Source organism: Bartonella sp. ML70XJBT, assembly GCF_028618425.1.
Lineage (GTDB): Bacteria > Pseudomonadota > Alphaproteobacteria > Rhizobiales > Rhizobiaceae > Bartonella.
Map to the genome: position 1 here is coordinate 1 of NZ_JAQISX010000015.1, position 12,531 is coordinate 12,531.

Consider the following 12,531-nt stretch of genomic DNA (forward strand, 5'->3'; position numbering starts at 1 on the left):
ATCGCGGGGTGGAGCAGCCCGGTAGCTCGTCAGGCTCATAACCTGAAGGCCGCAGGTTCAAATCCTGCCCCCGCAACCAAAGTTCCCATACAAATATTTCCATAAACATTACATTATCTCTGAACACGACACTGCGAACATGATGGCACGTGAAAATATAAAAATGCACGTACTCGAAATTGTGCAAGTCTTCACTCAAACTTCCAGATACATTGCTTTTATAAAAGTTCCTTTTTTGTAATTTTTACATTACACACAAGCCAACCTCTTGCAAACTAGTGATGTACTGGTTTTTTGTCTCTTAAAACAACACACAAATGCCATGAGAAGACGCGTAAAAGAGCATGCGAGAAATTCAATCCTTAATGCAAGGACAAAAAGCTGCTGATATGCTGGAAGTCTGCCTCTATGAAAAAAACTACAAAAGCTTGCGCTCACCTTTGCTGCTTAATCCTACCTAAAAAGATATAGACCTCAAACGCCCTACACCGCTCTCTCTGCTCTCTCACTTCCTTCTTTCCATAAGGTTACATGAGCACCTTCTTACAACGCTTATCCTTCAAAAAAATGGATTAAGAGAGAGAAAAAAACTAGAAGCTCTTAAATGTCCACTGCTGCATAAAGGGCTATGTGGATCGCTAATCTTCATACGTAAAAAAACACAGGACAAATAGCAGAGGTGAAATGATTGCACATGTATGCGTCATACTCTAACGCTCATTGCCATGTCATTGGGGGCAGGAAACCCCTGCTGAAAGGGCCAAATAGACAAAATAGCTTAAGCGATTTGCCTGTTCAGCGCACTTTCATAAAAATGATAAAGGCTGAGGCAAGGTCGTTGATGGTCTCTAACAGTGCAAATATTATATGATCTCTTATAGAGTATTGCAAATGTTATGCGGTTTTCTCTGAAATTCCTAGTATGTTTGTTAAAACTTTAGAGAATTTTTAGCAAAAGGACATAGCAAAATTAAAAAAATTAGTGGAGGAAGTTTGCAGAATAAGATCTATTTTATAGAGCCATGTTGGAAAATCCTATTCCCTAACTTTTATTTATGAACCAAGAACCTTAAAAATCACATAAAATCAATAGGATGTATGAATAAAAAAGAGTGTAATATCTCTCAAAGGGAGATTGAACAGAAACTATCATTCTTTAAGCGCAAGAGCTGCTAACAAAACGAGAGGTTGAGAGGATATGCGCCTCTGATTTCTCAATAGTGTTTGTGAATGTGTGCAAAAATACCAAGACAGAGTTTACTCCATTATTAAGTCAAGAGATTGATTTACAAAGTTGGTTTGTTCCTCATATCATCAAATGATGAAGATTCCTACTCATGCTGGTTTGTAAATAATCAAGCTTTTTTGGTGGACACCATCTGCTGATCATTTGTATGGTTTACTGAGGCTCTAAGGGCGTGGACTACCTTGAACCAGACTTTATGGTGAGCACTCTGAGATGGCTCAGTATATCTTCCCTCCGCCGTGAAAGAAACGAAATCGAGCGTAATAGGGTAGGCAAACATTATTCTTTCTGACGCAAGGTGAGTAGGTGAAAAGCGTATAGATACGTCATTATGCGCGGAAAGGGCTCTCAAAAATTAAACCTAAGCTCAGCTCCTCTTCTTTTACAATATCTCTTGCATTATCCTATGTACAATCCGCATATATATCCTTATCTTCGCACCATCCCTTGACCACAATCCCCATCCTTTTTTGACCATCCTACGCCCTTAGAGGGGACTAGTTGCTTTTGCAGAAATTGCCCACTGAGGTCCGAAGAAGGAGCTGGCAGTGCGGAAGGGAGAAACGCGTGTAACAACTCAATTGCAAATGTTATGCCATAGAATTATTGCGTGTTATCAATAGGTAAAAAACTAAACCTCCATGATGAGAGAGATGTTATGGCAAGGGGATCATTGCCATATTTATCCGTAATACAAAGAAAAACTCTGTACACTGTAGTGGGTAAAACGATCACATAATTTATCCTAGAAGAAAATAGCAGAGGTGAAATATTATGGTGATGGCAGAATGCCTGAAAAAAGAAAAGGGCAATGTCATGTAAGAATAGAACTATTTTTTATCAGAATTCAAGAAGGAACACACTCAGATGCTGGTCGTCGTGGTACGTTTTTTCTAAAATTTTCTATTATGGCTGATCCATGAGCTCTAAGATATAAATGAAAGAGAATATACCACATTAAAAATTAAGCGCGTATGAAGGAAAAAACAAGGAAGCACAAGAACGTTTGTGTGAAATCGCAATCTTAGCTTATTTAATTTCTACTAAATCACCATCAAGCACTATAGGATATTCAGTCGTTTGAAAAAAGGATTTTATTTTTTTAGAGCTTGAGGAGCGAATAAATTGAGATTTTTGCATAAAGTAAACATGGAAAAATTGTGATTTATTGATAATATCTTTTATTAAATAAGATGATAAGAGCGATGATAAAAGAGCGCTTCTTTCACGAGTGTAACGTGAATCAATGAACAATAAAACTCCAACGCCGTGTTCAAATTGGTTTACGATAATGAGTTGAATATCTGTAGCCGAAAGAGCGCAACCTTGAAGATTCAAGACATTTGTGAAATCGTGAATAGAAATCGAAGTGCCCATAATATTATAGAAGGCTGGTGTTCTTCCTTTTCAGGTGTAAGTTATGTCCACAGTAACCACAGTCACATGATTGATGATATACAATATGGACAACATCACCTGTGGCGTGTTCAAGGTATGGTGCATCATCAGGATAAAAAACAGATACTATTAATTCATCATTTTCAGGATTTGATTTTACTTGAATGTGATCATAAAGATGATAAACGTCACCGTCAATCTCAGAACACTGGAATCCTATTGGACCAGTTTCTTGGGTGGTAAAGCTAAGAGGTTTAATATTTAATTCAGGTATTACGTCTTTTATTTTTATCACAGATTCAGGTTGAAAGGCTTCTCCAAGATAGAATAGGTTTTTTAAAGATTTTAATTTTTGCTTCCAAGATATCGTAATAAGTTTATCCGCAAAACTTGGCAGGCAAATGATGGTATCGATAGAAAATTCTTCGATAGCGGAACTCAAAGTCTCAAGATCAACCATAGAGGCAAATGGATAATATGTTATTTTGAGTAGTCTACAAACTTCATGTGCAAATAAAAATCCACCCCATAATCCTCCAGCTGTGAGGCAATTTGCCACGGAGCTTACAGAGCAATTTTTAAAAACAGTTTCGAGCTTTTTTGCTGCAGAGTGTGTTACAAACTCATAATTGAGCCATTTATGGCGAAGTGTTTTAGGCACTCTTGTTGTGCCCCCAGTAGCAAAAATTATATGTGACATTGAAGGTCCCTATTTTTTTTAGTCTGCATGAGGCACAGGCAAGAGGCAAAGGCGCAGATACCAACAATCATGCCAAAAAGCACAGCGATATGATTGTTGAAATGGCTGATGATCCATCCACTTGTCCATGAGCCTATAGCTTGGCCAATATTTGAAACAACAAGAATATAACTAAAAAGAACACTAGAAGAGAGGGATGTGGTTGTTTTCCCTGCTTGATAGTATATCTCTGGAACCATGACAGATTCATAGATACTGTATGCAATTAAAGCAGTCACAGCGGTAAAGATACCACCCATGAGGAAAAATGAGGAGAAACCTCCCATAAAGCAGAGCAGATAAAAAGTTGCTTTATCGGAAAGGGTAAGATGTTTATTGATTACCCCCTGCCAGATACAAATGCTAATACCAACAATTGAAAAGAAAATCCCACTATAAGGAGCGAGATTGCTATCAAATTTACTGAGAAGTGTTGTAGTGGTGATGAAAATTCCCATGAGTAATGCACAAAGCAAAGCCGTGATCAGCAAATAAGCAATAGAACGATTATGTATTATTGTTTTTAAAGAAGAAAGAAAAGGTTTCTTTGTTTTTTTATCCTTTTCAAGAAATGATGTTTTATGGGGATAGTGATAAACAATTTTGAGAGATAGAACACAAAGATACAGACCAATGAGTGCAAAAAAAACCATTAGAAAAGCTGATGCGTTATATTTTATGGCACTTGTTGCAACAAGAGGGGCGATAACAACCGCAGCGTTTTGAAAAAAAGAATAGAGAGTTAATGCACGTTTAAGAGCACTTCCATTGAGATGTTCTGATAAAATTTCTCTCAAAAATGGCTTTGAAATTGCTTTCGAAAAAGCCATTAAGGTAAAAAAGATAAACCATGCAGAAGGCATGAGCGATAGGATAACGCATACAAAAGCGGTACTCCTTAAAATAAAGGCGGTAGCCATTAAAAGTTTACGCGAAAATCTTTCTAATAAACCCGTTGTGGTTACCATGAGAATGCTTTCAAGGATTACCGATCCAGCCAGATAAAAAGCAACATTTGCAGCAGTTATGAGAGAAGAGTTTCCAAGCAGAGGGAGTACAAAGAAAAAGGAAAATTCAGAAAGAAAAACTGCGCTATAGATGAAAAAAGTAATTTTATTTTTGCACATGGAATTTCCATAGAAGTGCTGTTAAATGGTCAAATACATTTTGTTGTATCTCTTGAGGAAGTTTTGTCAGCCCTGTTTCCGCTGTGCACATTTCGTTGAAATAGTATCCTTCTTGATTCACCAGCCAGTCCACTGCAAGAATATTGTTTTTTGTTTTTTCTACGATGTTTTTAGAAATACCGAGCATTTCAGGATAGAATTTTTTCTTGCCATATGCGGTTATAAAAGCCGCTTCTGTAAGAATCGTTTTTGTGCCTCCGCGTGCTACATTTCCAATATAGTTGTTCTCTTGAGGTTTGCGGAATTCTATAAAACAGAGTTTTCCTGATATAAAGAAAAATCTTACATCCTGTGCATTCTTTACAAAAGGTATTAAGAAATACCCGGAAGAAGAAGTTGAGATCAGATTTCCTATACTCATGGCATGTTGCAATCCATCTGATTTAATGACACCAAATCCCATTCCTGAGCCTATGGGTTTGAAAATAAAGGATTCATATTCTGATGAAATAAAAGATATGATTGTAGGTACTGTTTGCTTGTGATAGCCACATATCGTGAATGGAAGGACTGGAGCTCCTAGCTTACGTGCTAATGCCATTTGCGCAATTTTATCCCATTCAAGATTTTCTACTCCATAAATGCATTCATTAAGAAGGTGAATACCACTTACCCTAAAATAATTTCTTAATGTGAAACTGATGGCTCTTGCTTGTGGGTTGAGATCTGCTTTGGATAAAATATATGCTGAATAATCTGGATTTAGCGGGACACCTTGATATAAAAAAATAAATTCACCTGTATGATTTGCTTTGATGAGGCAGTCTTCTAACTTTAAAAACTGAAATTCGATGCCTCTTTTATTAAACTCTTCTTTTTTTAAATCAGTGAAAGTTTCCATTATATTTTTTAAAGAAGAAGAAAATAAAGGTAATGAATCTATAAGAGTAATTTTTTTTGTACCAAAAGTTAATACTGATTTTAAAATTTTGTCATTAGGTAAAATAAAATCTTTGAATTCAGGAACAATTGAATTTTTTTCATTAAAATGACACCAAGATCTTATGATCGCATAATCATAACTTAAATTATGCGCATAGAATTTAGTATTTTTTTCTGAACTTTTCATAAAATTTAAAAGCAATTCTACGACATCCCCTTCATTTATTGTATATATTCTATTAAATTTCACTCTTTTTAGATTTACTATTGACACCATATATGGAGTAACAGGTTCTGATATTGTTGCTTCAAAATCAAAAGTGAATATTTTTTCTAAATTTAAAGTTGACATTAATTATCCCAATTATTTTCTCCAATTGAGCTTTTTTTACTAATTTTTTCTTTTAAGGTTTTAACAAATTTAGAAATTTCATTATCATATTCATTAATTTTAAAAACATCATGATACTTTGTCGAAATGATATCTGATAATGCTTGTGATATTGATTTCAACATACTAGGTTTATCTTCTCCAATTATAAAGAGATGATAAAAATCAGTAATTGAATATCCTTTTTTATAAAGATAAAAAGACATATATTGACCTTGTTTTTTAATCCAATTTTCTAATTCTGGTAATCCACTTAATTTTGCAACATCAATAAAAGATTTGTGATATTTAAGACTAAATCCTTTTAAATCACTTTCTTTAAAAAATTTTTTTTTACTTTTAATTTTTTTTATTTTTGATATTGATATTGTTATATCGGATAGATTTTTTTGTACTGGTGTTGGTAATGTATCATATTTTTTATACATATCTTTTTTCTTAATATAATGTCTTTTTAACATATCTGATATTATTTGATCTTTAACTTTAAAAAAGTTTTTAGAAAATCTTACCTTTTCATTTTCTTTTATGATTACATTTCTTTTTAATTTTTTTAGATATTTGTTAAAGATTTCAAGCTGTTTAGGTGTCTCAGGATATGCATTAAATTGAAATGCATTATTTGGTACAATTTCATTAAATTTTAATGCTCTCATAGAAAAATTTTCTTTTTTTTGTTTAAATTTTTTTTCTTCTTGCCATTTCTTTAATTCTCTGCTAATTCTACCAATATTCTTAACTGTAGCAGGTTCACTAGGTATAAAAACATCCATTGTTTCAATACCAAGTGTTGTGTTAAGATGTGAGTTTGCATATTTAATTCGATTTTTTAATTTGGTTAACTCATGTTTTTTTGACATTGCTTCTTACCCAATGTTATATCCCCTGCTTTAAGCCCTCTGTCGTACCAGAGGGCTTTGTTTATTTAATTAAAATTTATATTTTCTTTCTCTATTTTTTTATTTAAAAGATAAATAAATTTTTTTTGATCAAAACATGGAAATATTAAGTTTTTATCAGTTACATAGTAAGTTTCATTTGATTCACAATCTTTAATTTTTAGTGTAATGTAAAATTTAAATTCACTCATTACCTACTCCGTGAATTTTTACTATATAGTAGGATTTATCTTTATTTTTTGCCATTTTTACTGATAATTTTAATCCTCCGTTTTCGCTTGGTGTTCCAAATTTTGAAATAATATCAAAAAAGTTTCGTAATAAAGTTATTGCAGAGGCAAATAATACACGACCATCATCAAGAAAAAAATATGTTGCTGTTTGTAAGGTAGAGTTGTGTAAATTCGGATATCCAACAACTTCATATCCAACAACTGTCATAGGAAAATCGCCTTGATTATTTTTTGACCATTCATCCATTGCAGTTGCTAAAGTAATACTACCTTCTTTTGTAAGGTTATATGCTTCATATTTGTTTAGCTTTACAGAACAAACATCATATGTATATTCTGAATAGGAATATTCTATATTCTGTGCGTTTGCATGTTCTTCTTGCGCAACAATCCAATAAAGTTTCATCGTTAAATCCTTTTCATGACGACATTTGATAGAGAAAAAATATTTTAATTTTTTCATCAATTTTGAGAATGTATGAAGCCTCTAACGATTGATATTGATGGCGGGTAGCATTTCTTTATTATTTTAGTCATGAGCGGATTAAAACGGCCTTTTTGTTTTGCTTGCGTTTGCATGATTTAGAAGAAATCTTTTCAATATGCTTGTTTAAAGGTAGGGGCTTTACTGGTAATCCATTTATGCAATACCTCTGCTTTTTAATAAATCGTGATCGTTTCAGTGAGCAGAGGAGAGCTCTATCAATTCATTCATATTTGCCGCGAATATTTCGAGATCATGTTGAGTATGCGCTGCTGATATTGCCACACGAATAATGCTTTTCTTTTTAGCCACTGTTGGGTACATTGCCGCTGTAACCAAAAAACCGCGCTTTCTTAAATTATATGAGGCTCTTATTGCTTTGTTTTCGGCTCCCATAAAGATGGATCTAATGGGGCTCAGCCTTTCCTGTACCGCAACGTTGGAGACTCTTTGATCAAAATAAGAGATATTTTCGTGCAGTTTACATTGAAGTTGGTTAATTTCTTGTGAAAGATGAATATCTGCAGAAGCAAGGCAAGCTGCTATTCCTGGGAGAGAAGGTGGACCACTGAAAATATAGTTAAGAGCATATTTCTTAATAAAAGATGCAGCTTCTTTGTTGCTAAATGAAGCAGAACCACCATGGGAACCAAATGCTTTTGACAGGGAAGAAATTAAAATAAGATTTTCTTTGTATTCTTCTAGTAAATGCAGTGTATAACCACAGCCATTTTTTCCGATAATTGAGGTACCATGTGCATCATCTGCATAATAGTATCCGTTGTACAGCTTTGCTAATTCTGTTAACTTTCTTATATCGTTTGCTCCTCCCATAGAACCGAGAGAGTCAGATACCAAAACAGGTGTTCTATTTTGTAATTTACTTTCCTGTAGCCTTTTCTTTAGTGCTGTAATATCTTTAAATGAAATTCTTATATAATTGCCAAATTGTTCGAGTATACCACGTAAGATTTGCACTGACGCGTGCGTTTCTTTATCAACAATCCATAAAATTCCATTCATTTTTATAGGATATCCTGGAAGCTCTCCTGAACCTAAGATAGGCATAACCGCAAGATGGGTTGCACCTACGGAATAAATATGACAGAATGGGAATCGAGAAAAATGGTATTTAATTTTAACTCACGTTCATCAAATAATATACATTTTGCACGCGTTCGCGCGGCTGCATATTGCACACCAAACTTCTCTATAGAAGATTTTACGGCATCACTTAATGCTGGATGACATTCTAACCCTAGATACGAACACGACATAAAATCAACATAAGTCTCCCCTGACTTAGTAACAACACTGCGCCCTGATGTTCGTGCAACAATCGTCAGGTCATTGAGACCTTGATCCCATATCCTCTCCTGATGGTTTTGACTGTTCCTAATCCTATTTGATAACTAATTGATATTCCGCATTCTTGCTCCTCCCCACTCAATCTCTTACGAAGAGGTTACACTGATTGCTATAGATTGTCATAAATGATTTTATAAGTTTTTTTCATGAAATGAGATTTTTTCGTGAGCGGTTATCACTTCTCTTGAAGTGTAGACAAAAAATGATTGAGTTCACTAATTGTCATTCAATTCTCTCTTCTTTTTCAATTACACGCGTTGATATTTGTCACCATGGCGTTGTAAAAATCCCCTCTCAACAAGAGTGCGTCGTAATCTGGCAAAATCTACCGTAAAGAGGTTGCATATGTTGGAAATTTCCCTTTCGCTATAAATTTTTTCCTTTTGAAAGGCTTGGGCAATTTTTTGCAGCATTTCTTCTGTTTCTAAGTGGCGGTCGTTTAAATTTTCCCTCTTGCGCACATTTTTATCTTCTAGTGATTTCCAGAGTGTTCCTTCGGCTAGAAATCCTTCTGTTGTATTTTGAATAAGACCAAGATTCAAAAGACGGTTGATGGATTTATGAATGGTTCTGGCATCACAATCGACAGTTTTTAGGATATCAGAAAGATTTTTTGCACCAAGGATAATGGCAGCGTAAACAGCCCGCAATGTCGGTGAGGTCATGGCAGAGATCAGTGAATTGCGGGTATTGCGTTTATGAAGAGTTTCTTGTCCCATGGGCAAAAGATCATTGCGAATGGGCAGTTCATTGATTTCTATGAGTTCTGCTTGGAGTGATTGTGCGCGTACAATTTGTTCTGCAGGGGAGCGTTTGCGAATGATACCAAGACCACTTTGGCGATATTTGTGGTTTTCTGGGAGTGTTAAAGCCTCATAAGATCCATCAAGGCGGTAGAGAATTTCCTCCCACAAAGGGGTTCTGACGCGGCGAACGCGTTGTTCACCATTGAGGGCAACCGTTGTTGTCATGGTTGGTTCATGCAGACAGAGATAACCACCAGCGGTGATGTGTTTCCAAAGCGTGGTAACAAATCGCACATCATCTGCGGGCGTTCCAGCATCAATCCAAGCAAAATCTATTGGTCCCCAAGATTGGAGCGTTTCATCATCAAGAGAAAAGAAATTCTCATGGATAAATGTTACTATGTCTTTTTCAATACGCTCGTCTTGGAGCAGTTTTTGCCATGCTTGTTCGGCGGACTGACTGTCTACTGAAAAATCATCAATGGTGATCAATCGTGGTTGATAATTCTCAAGGACTCCTGAAGGGTCAAGTAAAGCTGTACGTTCTTCCCAAGTGGTAGATCTTAAGAGTTCTTTATCCTGTTGCCATGCTTGTTTTGCTTTTTGCAGTGCTTTAGCAATCAAGCATGTGCTATCCCCCGCACCGATTTCAAGGACGGTACGTGGTCTTGCCATTTGAATGAGCGTGTAAAGAAGTTCAATACTGTTTTCTGTTCCCATACTAGGTCTTATCAGGGGCATCTTTTGATCCTTATCCTTTTACCAATCGCAGCATTCCTGCTTTTATAAAAAATGTCGCTGTTTGTTCTATGGGGTGTTGAAGATGTATTCCTGTTGTGGCTTTTTGTAAGAGAGGTCTGGTTTTTTCATTTAGCCGGATTGTGCGCCCGTTAAGTTGATTAATGGCAAGGGACCCAAGAGGAGAATTGACAATACGACATGTTGGTTCTCGTAAAAGAGTCGTTGCGTCATCTTTTGAAAAGGTCTGTTGGTCTGTTTGAATGAGACCGTGTCGCAACAAGGATATCAAAAGATTGTTTACGTCAAGAAGGCAACCGTTGAGTTTAATTTCTTTCAAGAATTGAACAGAACAGCCATCATAAAGTGCTGCGAATGTTAGTGAATCAAATCCACCAAAAGCTCTGCTTTTGGTGGAAACAACGGTGATAGGTTGTATTTGGCGTTTGCCAATGAGTGCCGGTTTATTTTTTATTATTTGTATATCTTTTGCCCATTGAACGCGTGATAAAGGATTGAGTTTAGAAGGGTAGACAGCGAAAGAATTGATGACTATGGGTGGTGTAGGTTTTTGTAATTCAAGAGTGTAGGAGCTCTCCTGACAATCATGTAGCATATAGTCTGCAAGTTGCCACACATAGCCGCCGGTTCCATTGTAAAAGTTTAAGCCTATAGGGTCTTGTTGCATGATGTTAAACTGGTTTCTCCTGCTTCAAAATTTCAAATTTCCACAACGATGCGCAATATGCATCAAAGGATGGCTCGTTGATGTCATATCAGCTGATATGAGGTTGCACGAGATTAGAAGCAACGGTTTTATAGAGTTGCGGTTATAACGCCATTTTGGAGGCATTATTTGCGTATGGAGAAAATAGCTGCGTCTACTAACCATTATCAAATTCTTCTTGTTTCTTTTTTTGCACCGCACTGTTTACGATAAAACCTAATATACCTGCGATCATTGTGGTTATACCAATGATAAACAGCGTGCTTTTGGTATGATGCACATGGACAAAACCAGCTCCTATAAAGCCAAGGCATACGGATACTTGTATGATGAAAAGATAAGCGGGCATTTGACTGTTCCGCTGTTCTTTCTGGATGGCTTTCATCATAAAACTTGCCATCAATGCATTTTGCACACCGTTTGCACTCCCTAGGATGAAAAATGAAAGCATCATGAGCCACACAATGTGTGTGAGGGAAAAGCAGAAAATGGCAAAGCCAATGGTTGCAGCAGCCAATGATGCGCCAGTGGCATTGCCAAAACGATGAAAAAGGCTAGAGAAGCAGAGTGGACCAACCACAAGACCGAAACTGATCATGCTGCTAATCATTCCATAGGTTTCGGCACTTAAGTTAAGCTCAGTGCGGATGCGGACAATCGACAATACATTGAGAGCAGAGGTGAGGATGATGGTGATGATGAGGGGAGAAAGAGCATAGACAACATTTTTTTTATGCAAGAGACCCGTTAAATCTAGCCCTTTTTTGCTTTGCTGTGTTGTGTTTGTTGTTTGCGTATGAATTTTTAAACTTTTAAAAGAGCAGAGAGTGATAAGGGCAGCAAGAAGCACCATGATTGAAAGCGCAAACAATCCTTTTTGTCCGTTTGATAGACCATATAACATGCCACCTAACAGTGGTCCAGCAATATAGCCAAGATTACGGACTGTTTGGATAATGCGGTTGACACGATCTAATTGGTGATCAGTCTTTGCGAAGTCAGGTACAGCAACAAGGATAGCAGACCAAAAGAGTGAACCAGCACAGCCCAGTGTAAAAGAAAGGGCAATATAAAGCCAAAACTGGTTGGCGATTGCAGCTGTGGCTATGAAGAGTGCTTCAAATAATAAAACAACAGTAATTGTGTGCGCTGGCTGGAAGTGATGCAAAAGACGCGGGGCAATGGGTCCTGCGCAAATTCCTCCTGTAAGTCCTGCAAAAAGCAGCATTGAAATAGAAGCTGTGCTCTCTGCTAAGTGTAGAGCAAATGTAACTTGCGCTGTTTCATCAGCAAAGCTGCTTAAGCTTAACACAAGGAAAAGCCCCATTTGGGCGAAAATCATGGATTTTTTCTTTGTCACAATGCCCCCAACATGCTAAAGCTCTTTCTTATAGCTTTTAAAATTTACTCCTACGCGTATCTATAGGATTTATCATTTAATTTTGTTATGTCCAGTTTTTTCCCTGATGAAAGTTGAGAAAGGAAGTACTCTA

General features: G+C 36.3%; 12 protein-coding genes and 1 tRNA gene. 2 read left to right on the forward strand and 11 right to left on the reverse strand.

The annotated features are described in order from the left end of the window. Positions 1-2: 2 nt before the first annotated feature. Positions 3-79: transfer RNA gene (locus tag PVV65_RS06515), tRNA-Met, on the forward strand. A gap of 1,955 nt (positions 80-2,034) precedes the next feature. Next, positions 2,035-2,169: a hypothetical protein gene (locus PVV65_RS06520; protein ID WP_273789628.1), complete on the forward strand. Its 135-nt coding sequence runs from the start codon at positions 2,035-2,037 to the stop codon at positions 2,167-2,169. 106 nt (positions 2,170-2,275) lie between these two features. Here the strand turns inward: PVV65_RS06520 and PVV65_RS06525 are convergent, their stop codons facing one another. The 11 genes from PVV65_RS06525 to PVV65_RS06575 all read right to left on the reverse strand — a co-directional run bounded on the left by PVV65_RS06525 (position 2,276) and on the right by PVV65_RS06575 (position 12,398). Then, complete coding sequence (locus PVV65_RS06525; protein ID WP_273789629.1) at positions 2,276-2,623, reverse strand: hypothetical protein; 348 nt, start codon at positions 2,621-2,623, stop codon at positions 2,276-2,278. A 4-nt stretch (positions 2,624-2,627) separates the two neighbouring features. Further along, positions 2,628-3,344 carry a hypothetical protein gene (locus PVV65_RS06530; protein WP_273789630.1) on the reverse strand — a complete coding sequence of 239 codons (717 nt, stop codon included), beginning with the start codon at positions 3,342-3,344 and terminating at the stop codon, positions 2,628-2,630. After that, positions 3,332-4,510, reverse strand: a complete 1,179-nt coding sequence (locus tag PVV65_RS06535; RefSeq protein WP_273789631.1) for an MFS transporter — start codon at positions 4,508-4,510, stop codon at positions 3,332-3,334. The genes PVV65_RS06530 and PVV65_RS06535 overlap by 13 nt, the downstream gene beginning before the upstream one ends. Continuing rightward, entirely contained in the window at positions 4,497-5,804 is a 1,308-nt protein-coding gene (locus PVV65_RS06540) for a DNA polymerase (protein WP_273755449.1), read from the reverse strand. Before PVV65_RS06540 ends, PVV65_RS06535 begins: the two co-directional genes overlap by 14 nt. Next, entirely contained in the window at positions 5,804-6,703 is a 900-nt protein-coding gene (locus PVV65_RS06545) for a hypothetical protein (protein WP_273755448.1), read from the reverse strand. Before PVV65_RS06545 ends, PVV65_RS06540 begins: the two co-directional genes overlap by 1 nt. A gap of 222 nt (positions 6,704-6,925) precedes the next feature. After that, positions 6,926-7,381 (reverse strand): hypothetical protein, encoded by a 456-nt coding sequence (locus PVV65_RS06550; protein ID WP_273755447.1) that lies wholly within the window; start codon positions 7,379-7,381, stop codon positions 6,926-6,928. 273 nt (positions 7,382-7,654) lie between these two features. Continuing rightward, a complete protein-coding gene (locus PVV65_RS06555) occupies positions 7,655-8,527 on the reverse strand; it encodes an aminotransferase class I/II-fold pyridoxal phosphate-dependent enzyme (protein ID WP_273789632.1) in 873 nt (290 codons plus the stop codon). Between the two features lie 20 nt (positions 8,528-8,547). After that, positions 8,548-8,736: a hypothetical protein gene (locus tag PVV65_RS06560; RefSeq protein ID WP_273789633.1), complete on the reverse strand. Its 189-nt coding sequence runs from the start codon at positions 8,734-8,736 to the stop codon at positions 8,548-8,550. A 339-nt stretch (positions 8,737-9,075) separates the two neighbouring features. Further along, positions 9,076-10,314, reverse strand: a complete 1,239-nt coding sequence (locus PVV65_RS06565; RefSeq protein ID WP_273789634.1) for a DUF2087 domain-containing protein — start codon at positions 10,312-10,314, stop codon at positions 9,076-9,078. Between the two features lie 10 nt (positions 10,315-10,324). Continuing rightward, complete coding sequence (locus PVV65_RS06570) at positions 10,325-10,999, reverse strand: hypothetical protein (protein WP_273789635.1); 675 nt, start codon at positions 10,997-10,999, stop codon at positions 10,325-10,327. A 196-nt stretch (positions 11,000-11,195) separates the two neighbouring features. Next, positions 11,196-12,398, reverse strand: a complete 1,203-nt coding sequence (locus PVV65_RS06575; protein WP_273721866.1) for an MFS transporter — start codon at positions 12,396-12,398, stop codon at positions 11,196-11,198. Positions 12,399-12,531: the final 133 nt, after the last annotated feature.